Source organism: Pantoea ananatis PA13 (assembly GCF_000233595.1).
In the GTDB taxonomy this organism is placed as follows: domain Bacteria; phylum Pseudomonadota; class Gammaproteobacteria; order Enterobacterales; family Enterobacteriaceae; genus Pantoea; species Pantoea ananatis.
Genome location: NC_017554.1, coordinates 4222817 through 4243083, shown reverse-complemented (window position 1 = coordinate 4243083; position 20267 = coordinate 4222817). Strand labels below are relative to the sequence as shown.

Genomic DNA, 20267 nt, shown 5'->3' with positions numbered 1-20267 from the left:
AAATACTATTCCAAAAAATAGTATTCCTGACGCCGGGGAAAAGCAAAGAAGGAGGGCGGATATTTATCTATAAGAAACAGTAAGTTAAAATATTGTTTTGAATTTGTGATGAACAGCGCACTTCTGTCACGACGAGAAGCGTGCGCCCGACCACACTAAAAAGCTAAAGATTCCCTGTCGGTAAGCCTTGAGTTAACATCATGCGTTAGCGCGTTCAGGAAGTGAGAAATGGAGAGGGTCGGTGGATGGCGGTGAAAGTGGATAAAGCAAAGGAAACGAAGAGCGATAAACCCTTAGGGACACAAAGCCTGTTTCGTGGCCTGCAGTTAATAGAATTGTTAAGTAATTATCCTAACGGTTGCCCGCTAGCCCATCTTGCTGAACTGTCTGGAATGAACAAAAGCACCGTACATCGCCTGTTGCAGGGGCTGCACAGCAGCGGTTACGTGACCCAGGCACCTTCGCCCGGGAGTTACCGCTTAACCACCAAGTTTATTTCAGTCGGTCAGAAGGCGCTGTCGTCGCTCAATATTATTCACGTTGCAGGGCCACATCTGGAAAAACTCAACCTGGACGTGGGTGAAACCGTGAACTTCTCCAGCCGCGAAGACGATCACGTTGTCTTGATCAACAAGTTAGAACCGACTACGGGCATGATGCGCACCCGCGCCTACATCGGTCAGCATATGCCGCTCTACTGTTCAGCCATGGGCAAAATTTTTCTGGCCTGGGGCAGCGAAGAGTACCTGCTGCAATACTGGCAAAACCATCAGGACAGCATTGAGCAACTGACGAAAAATACCATTACCACGCTGCCCGAGATGCAGCAGGAACTCAACGATATTCTTCAGCAGCGCACCGCGATGGATCGCGAAGAAAATGAACTGGGCGTCACCTGCATTGCGGCACCGGTGTTCGATATTCAGCAGCGTGTCCCTTATGCGGTTTCGGTATCCCTGCCGACGGCCAAGCTGCAGCAGATTGGCGCGAAGCATCTGATGGCGAAGGTGGTTGCCACGGCGCAGGCCATTTCAGAAGAGCTGGGCTTCACCGCCTGAAAACGCCCTTTTCGGTACAGCAGGCCTGCCGAGCCAGTCTTAGTTTTCAGGGAGCGTGCTGTCTCCCTCACCGAGCGTGCGCTGCATCAGCACCGTATCCAGCCAGCGGCCATGCTTGAACCCCACCGACGTTAATGTGCCGGTCACGGTAAAACCGGCGGCACGGTGCAGGGCGATAGAGGCCACATTGGCACTGTCACCTACGTTTCCCACCATCTGGCGAAAGCCGCGGGACTCAGCCCAGTGAATAGCATGGGCCAGCAGGCGTTTGCCAATGCCTTTTCCCTGGAACGCGGGCGCAATATACAGGGAATCCTCCAGGGTGAAACGATAGGCATAACGGGGCCGGTAAAAGCCCAGATAACAGTAGCCACAAACCTGTCCTTCACTGAGGGCGACGAACCAGGGCAGCCCGGCGGCGCGAAGTTTTTCCAGCCGGCTGGCTATCTCTGCCTCGTCGGGCGGGACGATTTCAAAACTGCCCGTGCCCTGTAATACGTGATGGGCGTAAATCTGTTGTATTGCCGGAACGTGGCTGTCTTCTGCCAGTATTATTTCCATTTCACTGTCTCCCTGCCTGTTAGCGTCGCGAAAGGGGATTGTCATCAGAATAAAAACGACCGGACATCGCGCTTCACCGGCAGAGGCCAGGTTGGCTGCACCAGACGCGGTAAGGCGCAACGCCTCCCACCATACAACCGGGCCAGACACGACCGATCCTGGACAAGAATACGCGGATTACACAGCCAAATTCCAGCGCCTGTAAGCCTCATCAATCGCCTTTGTGCCCTGCAAAAAGCATTTGGGCAGATCGATGTGCGGGTAGCGCGTTTTATAGCGCCTGCGGTTTCCCGGCGTTGTCAACGCGATGTGCTTTATCATCGCCCAGTTCACCTTATCCACACTGCCCTCAAGTGCGCCCGGCCGGTTGGCACTGGCGTAACAACGTCTGACGTAACGCAGCAAGCTGGCGGGCATTGGGACATCAAGCAGAATATAGCCGGTTGCTCGCGCCAGTCGTTCGTTAAGACAGGCTGTGTAGTTGCCGTCCATTACCCAACAATCCCGGTGAATAGCCTGATGATGTAAATGCAAAAACTCAGCCTTCTCTCTTGGCTGCCAGTGGGTATTGGGCAGGTGATAAAGTTGGTCAAGATGAATGGCAGGCAGGGCGGTGTGATGTGAGATCGCGGTCGCAAGCGTTGATTTTCCGCTGTTAGACGGCCCCATAATGCAGATGCGTGGCCCCAGATCCTCAAGACTGATTAACGCATTCATGGCGACGGTCCTGTAGACGGTGTGGTGGATTGCCCTCAGCCCGACGGGCAGAAGGGCAGAAGGGCAATCCAGCAGAATTAGACTGAACCTTCTTTTTCGATCACCAGCACTCGCGCTTCACCCTGGGGATGGGCGACATGCTCGGTACCGATACTGGCATAGAAAATATCGCCCGTTTCGAGACGAATTGTCTTCGTTTCTCCCGCTTCCTTGTAATGCATGTCAACGCAACCATCCATAACGGCAAACACTTCCTGGCCATCATTGATATGCCATTTGTAAGGCCTGTCTGTCCAGTGAAGGCGCACGGTTGTGCCTTCAAAATTAGCAATGTCGAGGGCGCCCCAGGCCTTTTCGGCTGAGAAAGCTTTGCTGACGTAGGTTTTCATTTTTTTCCTGACAGTCTGAACGCGTGTGATACGGTTATATCGCATCACATGAGGCATGATTTGCAAAATATTGCGCATATTGCTGGCAGAGGAAGGGGAGGTCACTCGCACGGGGCCAGGTGAGCCAGCGCGGCACGCCGGGGCGCTGCCACGTGCACGATAAAACCAGCCAGCCGGATGCGGTCACCTGCCCGGCTGGCATGAAGGCGGAATCAGAAGTTCACGTTAGCGCTGATTCCACCCACAAAGGCATCTTTCACCTCACTGACGGCGCCCGGCGCAACAACGTATTGCAGGTTAGGACGCAACTGCAGCCACCTGGTCAACTGGGCGTTGTAGTAAATCTCATAATTGTATTCCGACCCCTCCTGGATGGGCAGGTAGGTTGGACTCGTAAAGTCAGTCTGGCCGCTGGCATCGTTCTGCTCACGCAGCGAGCGGGTATAGGCGCTGTTAACGTGAATACGCGCGGCCCCCACACCAATCTCATCCTGCGGACGGGCATCAAACGGCCCTTTCCAGGTGAAGCTGATGGACTGGTAGTTATCTGTTTTAGAGGTTTTATGATCGTTCATGACCGCCTGAAGGCTGACGCCCAGGCCACGGCTGGCATCACCGCCTTGTGCCGTAAGCTGCTGCTGTAACAGCACATAGCCGCCGTAGGCATGGTCTTTGCTCTGATAGGCGCCATCACGCCAGCTGCCGTAGTTATCGCCATTTGCCGACGAGTAGTAGTAGCCGATGCGATAATTACCCGGCAGCTTCTCCGGTCCGAAAGTCGGTTTCCAGCCCAGTTCGACCGGCACCAGATTGCCTTCAGAATTGCTGGTATCAAGACGGAAGCCGTCGCCCCGGTCGTAGTTCGCGCGGTTCTGATTATAGAAACCAACCTGGAAAAAGACCTCAGGGGTAAAGTTAACCTTCACCCGTCCGCCCCACTGGGATACCGGCCAGTTAAACCAGCGATCGCCGCGCCAGTTACCGGCCTGACCGCTGCCGAATGCCAGGTTCTGAAACTTGCTGTCGAAATTATCGAAGTCTTCTCCGACGGTAACGCGGCCGGCTTTAACATTCACTGTGTTATCGAAAAGGCCTTTGCTTAACCAGAACTGCGTCAGTCGCCAGGTCTGGCCGCGGCCGTAGACTTCCTGTGTCGAAGAGAGCATCCCGGTGCGACGGTCGGCAACCTGATCGGAGATGTTGCGACCATTACGATCGGTGATGGTCACCTGGAACTGAGTATCCTGCCAGTCGAGGAGTTTTTGCAGGTCAAAATTGGCCCCGAAAGCCCACTGATCGCTGTAACGCATTGAGGTATGGGTATCGGCGCCGCCGCCCAGATTAGCGGCGCTTTCCATGGTGTAATTAACGTCTAATTTAATGCCGTCTTGTTCCAGCTGTGTTCGCGAACCGTTCCAGTCACCAAACAGATAAGGTGAATCGTAGCTGAAGGCATCGGCGGCCAGCGCGGAGGCGCTTAGCATCGTAAACATCAGGGTGCCCGCGGCCAGGCGAGGCATAAACTGCACTGCTTTTTGCATATTCATAATCATTATTCTTGTGTGAATGACAGTAATTGACAGGGCAGAGAATAATGCTGACTAAATGTCAATTTTTGCAAATCCGTGCGTATATAACGTCAAGATAATAAGTAATTAACGCAAGTGTGACAGCTCTCTCTGAACGAATATGTTTTTAACAGAAAAGGCATTTATTGCGAGGCAGCGTAAAAAAAGGGATGCCGGAGCATCCCTTTCGCCTCAGGCTTTGCTGGCGCGGGAGAGTTCTTCAATCTCCTGCTTACTTAAGGCCAGTTCCGTTGCCTTTACCAGTTCATCAAGCTGTTGCAGGGAGGTGGCGCTGACGATCGGTGCCGTAATACCCGGACGGGCAATCAGCCAGGCCAGTGCAACCTGAGTAGCCGAAGCATCATGCGAGGCGGCGACATCTTCGAGCGCCTCAACAATCCGCAAGCCGCGTTCGTTCAGGTATTTATCCACAATGCCCTGGCCGCGCTGACTTTTCGCGGCATCCTGAGGTTTCTTGTATTTACCGCTCAGAAAGCCGCTGGCCAGCGCATAGTAATTGATCACGCCAAGGTGGTTGTCGCGTGCGACCTGCTCCAGTTCACTTTCATAACCTTCACGGTCGTAAAGGTTGTATTCCGGCTGCAGGGTTTCATAGCGCGCCAGCCCCTGCTGCTTGCTGATATCCAGCGCCGCCTGCAACCGCTGCGCGCTGTAATTGGATGCACCCAGCGCCCGCACTTTTCCTTCTTTCACCAGTGCGTCGAAAGTGCCCAGCGTATCGGCCAGCGGCGTGGATTCGTCGTCACGATGTGCCTGATAGAGGTCGATAACATCCGTTTGCAGGCGGCGCAGGGAATCCTCCACGGCCTGGCGAATATAGGCGGGTTTCAGCCCTTTTTTCTCTGGCGACATCTCTATACCGACTTTTGTCGCCAGCACGATCTTGTCGCGTTTGCCGCTTTTCTTCAGCCATTTGCCGATGATGGTTTCTGACTCGCCACCCTGATTGCCTGGTGCCCAGCGGGAATAGACGTCTGCGGTATCAATAAAGAACAGACCTTTTTCAACCAGCGCATCAAGTAGGGAAAACGAGGTTTTCTCGTCTACCGTCCAGCCAAACACATTGCCGCCAAAAGTCAGAAGCGGCACGTTGATACCACTGTTGCCGAGCTGGCGGGTTTTAAGCTGCGTCATAGCATTCTCCTTGGTTAAACGAATAAGGTATATCTTTCAGCTTAGCAAAGGAAAATCCTCGTTATTTAATTCGGCTTATCAACCCGTGCGCCAGGCGAATGCAATGTGCCGAGACGGATGAGAAGGGTGAGATGAATTTAGCCCGTATAGGGCAGATGAAAGGGAACGTATTTTCATCTGTTTTGCCCGCCATCAGGCGCCGGCGATGCCAGCTGATAAGGCCATCTTTTCCCGGCACGGAACCTGACCTTGCATTTTTTACAGTCTGAAACCCATCTTAACCAGAATGCAAAGAATCGCGGCAGACGGCGAGGTCGTTTGGCGCTATAAAAAAGCAGGGGCCGGGCCAACGTGGCCGGAATATTGCCCACTGGAATCCGGAGGCATCGTGGCGCTACGTCTTACCGATACCGTCTTTAGCTCAACCTCAACCTCAACCTCAACCTCAACCTCGCCATGCCGACGCCGGTTTCTGAAAAGCAGCGCGGCGCTGATGCTGGCGGGCGCGCTGCCGTTGCCGGTTCTGGCATCCATCCCACCTTTTCCCGCCCTTAAAACCGTTGCGGCGCAAAGTCATCGGCTGTTTGGCTTTGCCGTCGGGCCCGACAGTCTGCAATCCGATGCGCACTATCGGCAGTTTGTGGCGAGTCAGGCGAGCATTATCGTGCCGGAAAATGCGCTGAAATGGATGGCCGTCCATCCCGCGCGCGATCGCTACGATTTCGCCGGGCCCGATGCGATCGCCGCCTTTGCCCGCGAGCAGGGGATAAGGCTTCGCGGGCATACGTTTTGCTGGCACCGCGCCCTGCCGGACTGGGTACAGGCTATTGCTGATAAGGCTGAGCTGGAGAAAGTTTTGAGGCAGCATATAGCGACCGTTGCGGGCCGCTACCGCGGGCAGATTCACAGTTGGGACGTGGCAAACGAAATCATCAATCTCGCCGACGGACAACCTGGTGGATGGCGCAACAGTTTCTGGTATCAGCGGCTTGGTACGCGTTATATGGATATTGCCTGCGAGGCGCTGCACCAGGCCGATCCCCATGCGGTCATCTGTTACAACGATTACGGGCTGGAAAGTGACGATGTGAGTGGGCAAAGGAAACGGGCGGCGGTACTGGCGATGCTGCGCGACTTGCAGTCCAGACATATTCCGATTGGCGCGCTCGGCATCCAGTCTCATCTCAAAGCCGGGCCTCATCCCGCCTTTGGGCCGGGGCTGGCGGCATTTATTCGCGACGTGAAATCGCTTGGCCTGAAGGTGTACATCACCGAACTGGACGTGGATGACAGCAGCGTGCCGATGGAGAGCCGGCCGATGGCGGTTGCCGCGCTGTATAAACGCTATCTTTCACTGGTTCTGGAGGCGGGCGTTGCCGCCATTTTAACGTGGGGCGTTTGGGATACGCCGCACCGCACGGCTGCGACACCGAAGGCGGGGGACGCGCTGGCGACCGGGCCGCTGCTGTTTGGTAAAGACGGCAGCATTAAAGAGGCCAGTTGGGCGGCGCTGCACGCGCTCCGCTCATCACCGGATCTCAGATGACGCGCGTGCGGCTATCCACTGGCGATAACGCAGCGGCGTCATCTCCATCATCTGATGAGAGGCTTAACCGCAGAGCGGAACCTTGCTCTGCGGTTAAGCGATCAGAAGGACTGCCAGTTTTCCGCTGACAGGCCAGCGCTAGTGCTCTCCGCTAATGGCTTCTTCAGCGATGGTTTACGCAGCACATTCTGACCTGCGGCCGGGGTTCTGCCTGTGTTAAACACCGCTACCGACTGGCGTAACTGCGTTGCCTGATCCTCCAGCGATGCAGCGGCACTGGCCGACTCTTCAACCAGCGCGGCGTTTTGCTGCGTGACGCCATCCATTTCAGATACCGCTTTACTCACCTGCTCAATGCCGCGCGTCTGCTCGGCCGAGGCGGAGGCAATCTCTGCCATCAACTGCGTCACGCTGTTAACGGAATTCACAATGCTGCCCATCACATCGCCTGCTTCTGAGGCGTGCGTCGAACCACTGTTTACGCGTTGGGTGGACTGGTCAATCAACGTGCGGATTTCCTGGGCCGCGCTGGCGCTGCGACCGGCCAGAGACCGCACTTCACCGGCCACCACAGCAAAACCACGTCCCTGCTCGCCCGCACGCGCGGCTTCCACTGCGGCGTTAAGCGCCAGGATATTGGTCTGGAAGGCGATGCTGTCAATAATGCCAATAATGCTGGCGATCTGTTTTGAGCTTTCACTTATCTGTTCAATGTTGGCGATCACCTTCGCGACGATTTGCCCACCCTGCGAGGCCATCACGGAGGCATCTTTCGCCATGGTGGTTGCCTGCTGAGCATTTTCCGCGTTCAGTTTTACCGTTGAGGTGAGCTGCTCCATGCTGGCTGCGGTTTCCTCAAGGGCTGCGGCCTGTTGTTCGGTGCGCGAGGAGAGATCGGTACTGCCGGCAGAAACTTCTGCCGCGCCGGTAAAAATTGACTGCGTGGCATCATCCACAGAGCGGATGGTGACAACCAGCGCACTGCGCATCTCTTCGAGTTGGCGAAGCAGTCTGCCGGTTTCATTTTGACTCTCACTGGCGATCTCCTGAGTCAGATCACCGGCAGAGATAGCACGCATGTAATCCGTCGCCATGCTCAGCGGTTTCAGCAGCAGGGTTCTCAGACCGGCCCAAACAGTGGCAACGGTGACAAGGGCAATGATCGCGATAATCAGCAACGTCCACAGCATATTGCTGTAGTTGCTATCGTTTTCAGCGGCGATCTGCTTCATTAACTGGTAGTTCGTACTGCGCCATGTCTGATAAGCCTTATCCAGATTATCCTGAGCTTCCTGCGCATCAAGATTCCCGTAACCCTGATAGTTATTATTTTTCAGGAAGTCTACTGAGGCGAGCATTGTTTCGTGCATCTTGTTGTAAGCCGCCTCGACATTTTTTGTCACCTCAGCATGCTGACCCGGTAATGCGGGTGCGGTCTTATAAGCCTGGAAATACTCATCAGCTTTATCGGCGGATTGTTTTGCCACCTCCAGCAGTTTGGCAATAGACGCCAGTGACGCCGGATCTTTCTGGTTTTTAAGGAAGCGAATCGCCACGCGGCTGATCGTCACGCGGGTTTTAATCAGCGTTTGTACACTGTCGCTCAACTGCTGTTGCTGTAGCGTAAGTTGTTCAGTATGAGAGAAATTTCGCCCGGCCTGACTGACAGAGGAATAAAAAAGAAAGCCCGTAATGGTCAATAGCGCACTAAACAGAAATAACACGGCAACAATACCCGTCGTGATTTTAAGGTTTTTAAGCATTGCAGTAATCCCGATAAAAGGTGATACAGGTTTATCGGTATTAAAATGATTAGCTTAATAGTGACGCGCTAAATAATGTGATCTATGACAATAACTAAGAAATAAAAGCGGCTTTTCTGAAGAGAGAAAATGTTAGCGAGCCCTTGGGGAACATCGTCTCAATGATAAAAGGCAGCGCGGCTAAAATGTACCATCAGATACATTATTGTGATCTGACAATAATAAAAAGGTCCACGGTTTGCGCCCATGCGTCGTTATTTTGCACACCCGATGCCTGTATTTTCACGTGAATATAATAACGCTTTGAAATAATAATGAAAACCTGATGCCCGGCGCTTTTCTCCCACTGGCGTTATTCGTGCAAGCGATGCAGAGGTTAGCGGATGTCAGGCGTGCTGGCGCAATGGAGGGCGAACAATATTCTGGAAGGCTGCAGCAAGGGCGAATGCAGTTTATGACAGGCATAAAAAAACCCGCACAAGGCGGGTTCTTTTCACAACGACTTAACTGCTCAGGCTGTTGCCATCATCGCTATCGTAAGCGGTCGTGAGGGCATCAGCTGTTACAGAGCAACAACATTGCCAGCTGAAGGACCTTTAGGGCCGTTCTCGATTGAGAACTCCACTTTCTGGCCTTCATCTAATGTTTTGAAATCGCTGCTCTGAATAGCAGAGAAATGTACGAATACATCTTTGCTGCCGTCCTGAGGAGAAATAAAGCCGAAGCCTTTATCAGCGTTAAACCATTTTACTAAACCAGTCATTTTAGTTGACATAGATGTGTCCTTTTCATTTTGAGCCACGCAAGGTGACGAAGATGGCCTGTTTTGCAGATTTTACTTATTGGGCACTTAGGAGGAGGCTCATGAAGAAGGGCATCTGGGAATGACGCTTGAACTGAGGACTGCTTTACTAAAACTGCTTTCATAAGGTCTGTGTTCCAAACCGATGTCGCTACACTATAGAGGTTGAACGTATTAAGCAAGGTTTAATTTTATTTAAGTCAGACAGGCAGGCGGCCATGTAACAAACCCGGCCAGCGCACGGCCTTGCGCTCGCCACGGCCCGTTGTTGAACAGGCCCGCTTATCCCGATCGCCTCCACCACATTCATTTCTGCTTTCCTGGGGTTCTGCCCATCCAGATCAATAAACAAGAATAGTTATCATTTGTATAATCCCTTTCTGCTGTTACCGGAACGGATAAGGCCATGCAAATTACACCAGGTACAACCTATCGCATCAGGGGATACCAACATTCTATTCATCCCGCCTGGCGGCAAAAATTATTAACTATGGGCATGTTACCCGGCACGCTGATTGAGGTCGTTCGGATCGCACCGCTGGGCGATCCCGTGCAGGTCCGCACGCGTCGCGTGAGCCTTGCGGTCAGGCAGCAGGACCTGGCGTCCGTCATGCTGGAAGAAATACGCTGATGAAAACATTGACTCTAGGCCTGATTGGCAACCCAAATACCGGCAAAACCACGCTGTTTAACCAGCTTACTGGCGCACGTCAGCGCGTAGGCAACTGGGCTGGCGTCACTGTCGAACGTAAAGAAGGGCAGTTTTTTACCGCCACAACGGATGTGCGACTGGTGGATTTGCCAGGCACCCGCTCGCTCACCACCTGTTCGGCGGACGGCTCTGTTGATGAAAGCATCGCCTGCCGATACCTGTTTGACGATCACGCCGACCTGATTGTGAACGTGATCGACAGTTCAAACCTGGAGAGCCATCTTTTCCTGACGTTTCAGTTACTGGAACTGGGGGTTCCCTGCATTGTGGCGCTGACTATGCAGGACATTGCGGCCAGCCATAACATTCGCATTGATATCGCTGCACTCTCAGCCCGTCTGGGCTGTCCGGTTGTCACCCTGACTTCTACCCGTGCTGACGGCATCGCTAAGCTGAAAGACGCCATTGATAGCTGGCAAAAAGAGATCGCGCCGCCGCCGGTGGTGTACCCGTCCGGGATCGAAGCAGCGATTTCCCGGCTCCGCGCTATGATGCCCGGCGATATCAGCGCGCAAAAACAGCGCTGGCTGGCGTTACAGCTACTGGAAGGCGATGTTCACAGTCGTGAGGTTTGTCCTGCGGCCGTAGCGCATTTGCCCGAGATTGTTGAGGCGGCTGGCGGCGATCCGGCGATGGTGATCGCCGACAGCCGTTATCAGGCCATTGCGACGCTCTGTGCCGCCGTCAGTAATATTCAGCAGTCGGCGCCGGGCACGCTGACTGAAGGACTGGACAGCATCGTGCTCAACCGGTGGGCAGGTATTCCAGTTTTTCTGGGTGTGATGTACCTGATGTTTGTTCTGTCGATCAATATTGGTGCCGCCCTCCAGCCACTATTCGATAGCGGTTCGGTGGCGCTGTTTATTCATGGCACGCAATGGCTGGGTTTTCACTTTCACTTTCCCGACTGGGTGACGGTGTTTCTGGCACAGGGAATCGGTGCCGGAATCAATACCGTGCTACCGATTCTGCCGCAGATTGGCCTAATGTATCTGTTTCTCTCTTTTCTGGAAGATTCCGGTTACATGGCGCGTGCGGCATTTGTTATCGATCGCCTGATGCAGTCGCTGGGCCTGCCCGGTAAATCCTTTGTTCCCTTAATCGTCGGCTTTGGCTGCAATGTGCCATCCGTTATGGGCGCCCGCACGCTCGACACACCCCGTGAGCGCTTACTTACGGTGCTGATTGCGCCCTTCATGTCCTGCGGCGCTCGTCTGGCCATTTTTGCTGTATTTGCCGCCACGTTTTTTGGGGCTTACAGCGCCAGCCTGGTCTTTTCCCTTTACGTGCTGGGCATTGCTGTGGCGATTATCACCGGGTTGATCCTGAAACATACGCTGCTGCGTGGAGAAGCGTCTCCGTTTGTGATGGAGCTGCCCGTCTATCACCGTCCCCATCTCAAGAGCCTGCTGATCCAGACCTGGCAGCGCCTGAAAATGTTTATCATCCGTGCCGGACGGGTCATCATTTTAGTGAGCATGGTTATCGGTCTGCTCAGCAGCTTTTCGTTTAACGGATCGACGGTGGACAATATCAACCAGTCCGCCCTGGCCTCAGCCAGCAAAGTCGTCACGCCGGCACTGCGGCCAATCGGGATCACTCCGGATAACTGGCAGGCCACTGTGGGCCTGGTCACCGGCATTATGGCAAAGGAAGTGGTGGTTGGAACGCTGAACAGCCTCTATGTCGGAGAAGATGTGCAAAGCGGTGCCTTTGATCCGCAGCACTTTGATCTGTTAGGTGAGCTGGGCGACGCACTCACAGAAACCGGCAACAGTCTGCAAGCGGCGTTTCGCCTGAGCGCGCTGGCAAATCCTATCGAGGCCAGCAAAGGAGACAGTGAAATAAATGCCAGGCAGATGGGCGTGATGAGTGCGAAGTTTGGCAACGGCTTTGCCGCTTACAGCTACTTAATTTTTGTGCTGCTTTACGTGCCCTGCGTCTCGGTTATGGGGGCGATTGCCCGCGAGGCTGGAAGAAACTGGATGCTGTTTTCATTCTTTTGGGGTTTAAACGTCGCCTATTCCGTCGCCACGCTGTTTTATCAGAGCGTCAGCTTCCGCAGCCACCCTGGCGTGAGTGCGCTTTGCCTGATCGGTGTCGTAATGGTCAACGCTGTGGTGTTTGTTCTGCTGCGGCGATTCAGCACGCGCGTGAAGGTGACGCCTTTTTCCAGCGCGGCAACCTCAGTGGGTTGTGGGGGCTGCCAGGGATGCGCCAAACATCAGCATACAGGTTAGGGCGTTTGCCGTGCGACGAATCAGCGCCCGGAACTCGCCTCTGTTGCTGTTGGCGTGATGGGCGCAATGGTACTGATGGTCCGACGCCAGGGCGTTGTCAGTTGCCCCGATCCTGAAAACCACTGTGCCCGCTGACAACAGCCTTAATCACGCGGCAGTTGATTGGCCCTCAGCCTGTTTCGATTTAGGTACAATACATAGTGCGTGCTCATAGGCCCGTGTGAGCATGACGGCTACCGGCCAAAATGTGATGTTTAAAAAAACAGGTTGTTTAAGCAAAAAAGAGTATTCGATATATCAGCCACGTGAATATTTAGCGTGGCGATATATCTTCAATACATCGATGCATGAAGTTAAACGTTAATTAAACACGATGGCGTCTTCTGCTTTATATATTTATTTAGTTGTGGACTTTGCTGGTTTTTTAGTTATGCCGCCTTTAGCATTTTGATGGCTATTATAAGGATATTCTTATTCCTGAGACAGAATCCCCACTTCCTCCCAGTAAGACTACGATTAAGAGAGTCCTGATTTCGCATTGTGGGGCGGTTTGTAGAGCCGGCTTATTGCGAAAACGATCCGCATTTATGTAAAGTGGAATATACCATTCTTTGTGCATTTCAGACGGTATTCCAGGTCCTTTATAAATTACAGAATACTCCTAATTTATCTGTTATTGTTTTGTTTTTTTGGGTTTTTTTTATCACTGGAGTTCTTTAAAACATTTTGATACAAAAATTGACGATGTGCCTACATACGACTGATTTAGAGTAGCCAAAAATTGTTCAAATAAAATATAGTTGGGACTAACTGGCCATCTCTCTGCATTTCATTTTAATAAATTTGTCACACCAGAGGTTATATGATTAATAATCAGCAGGGCCCTTTAGTGTCATTTATTGTGCCCGTTTACAATGGCGCCGAATTTATTGCGCGCTGCGTTAAGAGTATTCTTAAGCAGCCACAGGCTGAGCGCTGTGAACTGATTCTGGTGAATGATGGATCCAGCGATAATTCACTTGAACTGTTGAATGAATACCAGAATTATCCTGGTGTGTTGATCATCGATAAGCCTAATGGCGGGGTTTCTTCAGCGCGTAACTGTGGGCTGGACGCCGCAAAGGGTACCTTTATTTCTTTCGTTGATGTTGACGATTTCCTGCCCCCACGTGTACTTGATACCTGGCTGATGCTCATGAAGGACGATGCAATTTTGGCCGTAGGCGAATCGCGTACGTTTTCTCATGATGGGGAACCTCTGTCAGAGGTAACAGAAAACGACACACAGCGCTGTATGAGTGCGGATAAGGCGATAAGTGAACTGCTGTATCACACGCCCAGGCACGGTCTTTGCGACAAGTTTTTTCGCCGAGACATCGTGCAGCAGCAGCAGTTGCGCTTCCGTGAAGATATCTTTAACTTTGAAGATCTGTTGTTTGTCATCAGTTATTTGTCTGCTGCGCGCCACGGGCAGGTCGTGTTTAGCCGTCGTGTGGTTTATCACTATGTCGAATCAAGAAACTCTGCCACGCGTTCGGATCTTAAAGAAAAACACTTCACCTATGTCAGGGCGTTTGCCGGAATTAAAATGCTGCTGCTGCGCCCCCATGAACGCTTTTACTACTTTTTGTTCCTGAAGGTGACCGCTTCGCACATTTACAAAGCACTGCACAGTAGGGAGTTCAACGCTGCGTTTGTTAAGCAATATATCGATCTCTACCGTAAAAATTACCGTGCTTATTGCGCCGCCGGTGTCATTCCGGATGCATGGAGCCTGTACTTCACCTTTTTCTTTCTGTCTCCGCGGCTGGTATCGGGGCTGCGTCACTTCGCACAGAATGTGCTGAGGGCACGGTCGTGAAACAGAAGCTACAAAACTCCCTGTGGATGATTATTGAGAAGCTGGTTGCCGTCTTTGGGCTGATGTTCGTCACCTCTTTTGTGGCGAAATACGTGGGGCCTGTGACGTTCGGCGTCATCGCGATTTCGATGCTGATATTCCAGTTTATCCAGTCGGTTGCCATGATGGGCTGCGACGTCATTCTGCTCAAACGCATTGCGCAGAACCACCGCTCTGGCATCCGGCTTATGGTGCCCGCCGTCATGCTGGTCTTTGCCATCTACTGCGTGTTGTCTGTGATTGGCATCATCGTGATGCGTGAGGAGATGAGTGCTCAGGCTTTTGTCTTTATCTGCGCCGCCGCGCTGGCCTGCCTGTTTTCTGCTATCGACCTGATTAACATCTATAACGAAGCGGTGTTGAATGCCAGGCTGAATGTCATGGCGAATCTGACCGGTCTGCTCATCAGTCTGGGCATTCGCTATGGAATTTCGTACTACCAGCTCGAACCTGAGTTGCTGGCGATTCCGATTGTACTGGCGACTTTTATTCCTTTCGTCATTAAAATTTGCGTGTTTGGCTGGTATCACAGGCATTCTCAGGTACGACCGCCGCTTCCCAGGCTGAGCCATATTCGCCGTTACAGCCGCTATATCCTTCAGGCCGGGCGTTCGCTGGTGATGTCGGTTATCGCGATTACCATTTACACCCGACTGAATCAGCTCAGCGTCTCATGGTTTTTAGGCCTGAAAGAGGCGGGTATTTTTTCGGTCGCGATGACGTTGTCAGTGGCGTGGGTGTTTTTGCCTAATGCGCTGCTGGCTTCTTTCTATCCGGCTCTGTTTGCCGAACGCGATCCTGACGTGGCCGTGGTGCGGGCCCAAAAACTGCAGTTGCTGGTCATTGCCGTCTCACTTGGTGTGATCCTTGGCATCATCCTTGTCGGCCCGTGGTTTATTGCGCATTTCTATGGGGCGGCCTACACCGAAGCAATTGCGCCCATGGTGCTGCTAAGCGTTGGTGCCATGTTCGGTGTGCTGAGCAGCGTAATGGACAGATTCATCATCAAGTACAACGGTTATCGTTATCTGATCAAAAAAACGTTTTGTGTGTTGGCCGTGTGTCTGGCAACGACGGTAACGTTGGTGCCGCTGTTTGGCATCACCGGAGCGGCGATAAGCGTTGTCATTACCGAGTTTATGGCTTTCACCGTTCTTAATTATTTTTTCCGTGGTCAGCCGATGATGAATATTCATAAAATATTCATCCAGCCGGGTAAATTATGGTTCCTGATTAACCGTACCCTGTTTTCTGGCCGTTAAGTTAAGCTTTTATGAAAGGTATTATTATTTTTGAGAAATAATACCTTTCATCATATTGAAATACATTCATTGAGATTTAATTTCCTCGTCGATTATCTGTAGGCTTCAGATAAATATTATTTTTATAATCCTGCAAACCTGCGGGAGGCGTACGTATGCCTTTATTATTTTATTCATTATTTTATCTACAGTATTTGATTAAGGTTAATTACTGATCTTCGTTGCCGGAATTATACCTGTTTATAGTCAGTTTAATTTAGCGCTTTTATACTGTGATCGTGGATTTATAAATAATTAAAAAGCTCATTTTCTCCAGGGAGATAAGGAATGAAGGCGACTAAACAGCGCCAGTTTTCCTCTGTCCGATAGTGCCATGACGTATGCTGGTTACGAGGTTTTAAAATGAATGATAAATATTTATTCAGTATAATAATACCGGTTTATAATGCCGAGAAAACGGTGATGCGTACGCTGCAAAGCCTTCTTCTCCAGACATTTAAAAATTATGAAATCATTCTGGTCAATGATGGCAGTAAAGATAACTGCGCTGCGATCCTTGAGGAGTTCAAACAGTACAATAATTTTAAAGTCATTACTCAGGATAATGCCGGGGTTAGCGTCGCCCGCAATACTGGACTGGAAGCGGCATCGGGTGACTATGTTATCTTTATCGATTCCGACGACTGGGTTGACAGTGATTTCCTTGCTGTATTTCGTCAGCACCTTTACTCAGGCATTCCACAACCTGTTGATCTGATGGTAGGGAACCTCAAGTGCGATCGCGTGGGCGACCTTTCTACTTACGGTTATTTTACCCAACCCGAGATTCCGGCCGTCCTGGGCGAGATAGAGCTCAGCGATAATATTGGTTATCTTCATAACAAGTGTTACAGAAAAAAAATTATCGATGATTTTAGTATTCGCTTCACTAAAGGCATTTCGATGAGTGAAGATCTCCTGTTTAATCTTAACTATTTCTACTACATCGATAACCTGTTTGTTTTCGACAGTGCCTCCTATCACTATGATGATGTAGAGAACTCGCTTTCAAAGAAACGCGTACTGTATGAAGAGCTGCTGGATCGTAAACATTACCTCAACGACTTATATCAAAGGCTGCTGGTTAAGTATAAAAACGGCGATATGGCTCGCTTTTCTACTGGAATAACCAAACGTAAGCTGACGCTGGATATGCAGATCGTGACCGCGATGTACTACACCACGCTGAATATTAATGAGGTGCGTAACAGCATCAAGCGTATTAAAGAGAAGCGTTATCCTGAGAATGTCCTGGGGCTGTTAAACAGAAGCGAGAAAGTGAAGTATCATGTCATGAACGTCAATGCCAGAGCGGCCTATCTGGTGCTGTATATGCTCTACAGATTGCGTTTTTTTTAAGATTCAAACTGTCGCCTGTTTTCATTATTCACTACCAGCCTTCTGGTGCAGGGCGGGGCATGTTGTTGTTTTAACTTTACCTGGTTTTGCGATTTCCGGATCGTCAGCATCAGGCGCTGTTTTTCCAGCGTCAGTTTGTTAAGGCATGCATAAGAGCGCGGGCTGTTGAATGCCGTCAGCCAACGCTCTGTGATTTTCCCAAATTCAGTCAGTGTCCTTGAGCGATATAACAACCCGTCTGGCAGGTCGTCACGTCCAGTTGAAACGCGGAATAAGAGCACGCTGGGTGGGTTTTATCGCTTTGATCAATGCCAGCATCGGGCAACGACCCCATGAGATTGATGGATTATGATACACAAGAGTGATTTATCCCCTCTTCAATAAGAGAAAAAACGTCATCAAGAACATCATAATAAGTGGCTTCAGACTCGCGTTCTTTCCAGATGTCGTAAGCTGAACTGTAGACGAATTCCAAAATAGCCGCGATAGTGTGTGGCCTGATGTCTTTTAAAGGATCGATAACCATTTTCAGTCAATCGCCACGGGTTTAACCGCCCTCTCAGCGTCAGTTGAAATGACTTAATGAGAGGTGTCCATGAGCGGTAAGCGTTATCCCGAAGCGTTTAAAATCGAAGCAGTGAAACAGGTCGTTGATCGCGGCCATTCTGTTTCCAGTCTCGCACTACGCCTCGATATCCCCACCCACCGCTTCACGCAGGGATAAAGACGTCAGGTCCGGATTCTTTCTGTAATAATGAACAGTCAGAATATAAATCAATAATTCTGAATCGAATGCATGAAACGAGTTTTGCCGAATTGGAAAGAGATGCAAAAGTATCAAACGATTCATTAAAATATTATTAAATAAAAAATATCAAAAAAACAATGGGTAACGATATCGGCAATCATTCCAATTTGAATTAATAGCAGCCTATGTAATTTTTTGTAAGTTTTGCGCTTGCATTAACCGTAAAAAAAGCATAGAAAGGTTACAATTTAGCAACATTTAATAAAGTTTTACACTGACACACCTGACAGCTTTCACTTCTGTCTGGAGAGGGAAATGAAAAGACTTTCTGCGTTGTTAACCCTAAAATCTCTAAATAGATGTGCAGGATTGCCCCTGAGTAATTTAATGATGAATCAACGATACCAGACAAGTTCGAATATCGCTGCATCACAGGTTGGGGAATCGGCAGATGACCTTGTTATGTCATGGAGGCCACCAAAAAAAAGCGGAACCCTGAGTAAGGGTTGCAGCATACTGGCTTACCAGTACAGGTGGCAAATAAATGGCAGCGACTCAACCATATGGCATTCTATTCCTCAATATGCCACCTGCTTTCAGCGTTTTCGTGTTGAAAATGGCCTAATAACCAGAGGTTATTCTTCTGGCGTTTGTCCGAAAAGACCTGAAGGTGCGAAGTTGATTCCCAACACACCGGTATCAAAATCAACGCTTTAAAGCTAGCTGGTCATAATATTGATATCAAATAAATCTGTCATGCCAGATTTATTTGATATTAACTTTCATTGAAGCTTTATAGTAAAAATTACTTGAAGGTAAAAATGAAAAAAAACAAAAAAAACATTCCATTATGCTTCGTAAAAAAGACACGCAACGCTGTTTTTAACAGAAGCATAGCGGCGCTCTTTTCAGCGCTTATCGCTTTTATTTTTTGTTTTTTTTCTGGCGGTGGTGCTTATGCCCAGTCTGCTGGAATATTATCTGCCACAGATAATCAAGACGACTATAAAGAAAACAGTGACAAAGCCTCTCATTCAGAGGGTAGTGCCCTGGCGCTCCCGACAATGTATGTGGTACTTGAATGGGAGTGGTTGCCAAATGGTGAAAACCTTGCGCGCAAGAATTATCAAGTGAAACTTGATGCCTGCAAGGGTTCCGGTATGCCTTTCAAAGCGCTTTCAGCACAAGATGAGGCCAGGCTGGGTAAGGGAGAGGTAGAGATATCTATTGATGGACATCATCAGGTTGCTAAGGAAGTCAGCTGGACGATGGGCGCTGAGGGTGAGGATGCTCAACATGCCTGTATGATTAAACTCGAAGAACACACAGACCAAAACGAAGTTAAAGATGCTGCAGAGGAAGGAATGTATCAGGCTATCGACAGCGACAGTCGCATTCAAAATCATCAGAATGCCCAGTCTGTCGGTTGGAAAATAACGGGAGAAAAGCAATATAAAGGTATTCCCTGTACTGCCTGGAGTAATGGTAAACAAGAGGTCTGTATGTGGTCAGGTGGATTAAAATGGGGTTTTGATGATTCAGCAATGGATACCGCGGGATGTTCTGTAAGTACTGCCGGTGATTTTCTCACGTCTATACCTGTTGACGCGAAGCCTTTAAAAGGGGCAATCGGGTGTTTATTCAAACTCAAGACATTCAATATTAATAAAAGCTAACTCACCTTTTTTATCGATTCCATAAAGCGGTCAGTCGTTCACAACTCATGGAGAAAAAAATGAAAAGCATCATGGTTCTTTTCACAATAATGTTCGTATTAACAGGATGTAGCACATCGGGTGGGGAGGATAAATTTAGCCGCACTTATGTTTCATCCCATATCATAGCCAACAAAACCACACAGGCTGAAGTCAAGGCGCTTTATGGCGTACCTGACGATCAAAGTTCATCCTCAGATGGTTCGGTCAACTGGCGTTATAGAAAGGGTGGAAACTTAAGTACTGCGTCAAGCGTCTTAGGATATATTCCGGGCGTGAGTGCCCTCTCAAGCGCCGTTGGCATGGCTTCGAGTGCGCAAGGTGCCTCTGAGTCAATGACAAAAGCATCCGGCAAACTGACTGGCAATACTGAGCAACATAGTGATTATTTATCCGTTTGGTTTGATAAAAACAACGTTGTAAGTAATTGGTATATGTAAAACTGGAAGTTAAAGAGGGTGAGATTATATGTCACCCTCTTTTTTAAATTTTTATTGCCAATGCTTTACGACTGACTTTCGTTTTTTATGAATAATTGATGTAGAACGGATTTCGTCGTTAGCGCTCTGGCACCGCGCCGCCTCAATCAGATTTAACCTTATCATTATATCCTAACGTCTAATCCTGACCCCGAGTTTAATCCAGTTATAATCAGGGCTAGCCAGTTTCGGTCTGGCTGAATTAAATGTATCCGGCAGGGAATTAAATACCCTGTACGCCCATCCATCTTCAG

General features: G+C 50.2%; 16 protein-coding genes and 1 pseudogene. 10 read left to right on the top strand and 7 right to left on the bottom strand.

Features of this window, described 5'->3' with window-relative positions; all coding sequences use genetic code 11:
* The first annotated feature begins 245 nt into the window (after positions 1 to 245).
* Positions 246 to 1058 carry an IclR family transcriptional regulator gene (locus tag PAGR_RS20060; RefSeq protein ID WP_014595130.1) on the top strand — a complete coding sequence of 271 codons (813 nt, stop codon included), beginning with the start codon at positions 246 to 248 and terminating at the stop codon, positions 1056 to 1058.
* A gap of 39 nt (positions 1059 to 1097) precedes the next feature.
* Here the strand turns inward: PAGR_RS20060 and PAGR_RS20055 are convergent, their stop codons facing one another.
* The 5 genes from PAGR_RS20055 to PAGR_RS20035 all read right to left on the bottom strand — a co-directional run bounded on the left by PAGR_RS20055 (position 1098) and on the right by PAGR_RS20035 (position 5448).
* On the bottom strand, positions 1098 to 1619 hold the full coding sequence (locus PAGR_RS20055; protein WP_044042585.1) for a GNAT family N-acetyltransferase: 522 nt from the start codon (positions 1617 to 1619) through the stop codon (positions 1098 to 1100).
* Positions 1620 to 1796: 177 nt separating this feature from the next.
* A complete protein-coding gene (locus tag PAGR_RS20050) occupies positions 1797 to 2336 on the bottom strand; it encodes a P-loop NTPase family protein (RefSeq protein WP_014606876.1) in 540 nt (179 codons plus the stop codon).
* 77 nt (positions 2337 to 2413) lie between these two features.
* Positions 2414 to 2725: a cupin domain-containing protein gene (locus tag PAGR_RS20045; protein WP_014606875.1), complete on the bottom strand. Its 312-nt coding sequence runs from the start codon at positions 2723 to 2725 to the stop codon at positions 2414 to 2416.
* 212 nt (positions 2726 to 2937) lie between these two features.
* The gene (locus PAGR_RS20040) at positions 2938 to 4278 is read right to left on the bottom strand and encodes a carbohydrate porin (RefSeq protein WP_014595132.1); all 1341 of its coding nucleotides are present in this window, start codon (positions 4276 to 4278) and stop codon (positions 2938 to 2940) included.
* Between the two features lie 207 nt (positions 4279 to 4485).
* Positions 4486 to 5448: an aldo/keto reductase gene (locus tag PAGR_RS20035; protein WP_013024275.1), complete on the bottom strand. Its 963-nt coding sequence runs from the start codon at positions 5446 to 5448 to the stop codon at positions 4486 to 4488.
* A gap of 388 nt (positions 5449 to 5836) precedes the next feature.
* Here PAGR_RS20035 and PAGR_RS20030 point away from each other — a divergent pair, with 388 nt between their 5' ends.
* Entirely contained in the window at positions 5837 to 6994 is a 1158-nt protein-coding gene (locus PAGR_RS20030) for an endo-1,4-beta-xylanase (protein ID WP_237711073.1), read from the top strand.
* Positions 6995 to 7095: 101 nt separating this feature from the next.
* Here the strand turns inward: PAGR_RS20030 and PAGR_RS20025 are convergent, their stop codons facing one another.
* Together PAGR_RS20025 and cspE are read right to left on the bottom strand one after the other, a co-directional pair.
* Positions 7096 to 8757 (bottom strand): methyl-accepting chemotaxis protein, encoded by a 1662-nt coding sequence (locus PAGR_RS20025; RefSeq protein WP_014606873.1) that lies wholly within the window; start codon positions 8755 to 8757, stop codon positions 7096 to 7098.
* A gap of 562 nt (positions 8758 to 9319) precedes the next feature.
* Positions 9320 to 9532, bottom strand: a complete 213-nt coding sequence (gene cspE / locus PAGR_RS20020) for a transcription antiterminator/RNA stability regulator CspE (RefSeq protein WP_014606872.1) — start codon at positions 9530 to 9532, stop codon at positions 9320 to 9322.
* Between the two features lie 433 nt (positions 9533 to 9965).
* Here cspE and feoA point away from each other — a divergent pair, with 433 nt between their 5' ends.
* From feoA to PAGR_RS19975, 8 genes and pseudogenes are all read left to right on the top strand, one after another.
* Positions 9966 to 10190 carry a ferrous iron transporter A gene (gene feoA / locus PAGR_RS20015; RefSeq protein ID WP_013024283.1) on the top strand — a complete coding sequence of 75 codons (225 nt, stop codon included), beginning with the start codon at positions 9966 to 9968 and terminating at the stop codon, positions 10188 to 10190.
* On the top strand, positions 10190 to 12511 hold the full coding sequence (feoB, locus tag PAGR_RS20010; RefSeq protein ID WP_013024284.1) for a Fe(2+) transporter permease subunit FeoB: 2322 nt from the start codon (positions 10190 to 10192) through the stop codon (positions 12509 to 12511). Before feoA ends, feoB begins: the two co-directional genes overlap by 1 nt.
* Positions 12512 to 13373: 862 nt before the next feature.
* Positions 13374 to 14372, top strand: coding sequence for a glycosyltransferase family 2 protein (locus PAGR_RS20005; RefSeq protein WP_013024285.1), 999 nt, complete (start codon positions 13374 to 13376; stop codon positions 14370 to 14372).
* Complete coding sequence (locus PAGR_RS20000) at positions 14369 to 15673, top strand: oligosaccharide flippase family protein (RefSeq protein ID WP_014606871.1); 1305 nt, start codon at positions 14369 to 14371, stop codon at positions 15671 to 15673. Before PAGR_RS20005 ends, PAGR_RS20000 begins: the two co-directional genes overlap by 4 nt.
* Before the next feature lie 402 nt (positions 15674 to 16075).
* Complete coding sequence (locus PAGR_RS19995; protein WP_013024287.1) at positions 16076 to 17071, top strand: glycosyltransferase family 2 protein; 996 nt, start codon at positions 16076 to 16078, stop codon at positions 17069 to 17071.
* Between the two features lie 595 nt (positions 17072 to 17666).
* A pseudogene (locus PAGR_RS24045) lies at positions 17667 to 17815 on the top strand (transposase); the annotation flags it as partial.
* An 825-nt stretch (positions 17816 to 18640) separates the two neighbouring features.
* On the top strand, positions 18641 to 19495 hold the full coding sequence (locus tag PAGR_RS19980) for a hypothetical protein (protein ID WP_014595140.1): 855 nt from the start codon (positions 18641 to 18643) through the stop codon (positions 19493 to 19495).
* Positions 19496 to 19554: 59 nt separating this feature from the next.
* The gene (locus tag PAGR_RS19975; RefSeq protein ID WP_014606869.1) at positions 19555 to 19974 is read left to right on the top strand and encodes a hypothetical protein; all 420 of its coding nucleotides are present in this window, start codon (positions 19555 to 19557) and stop codon (positions 19972 to 19974) included.
* Positions 19975 to 20267: the final 293 nt, after the last annotated feature.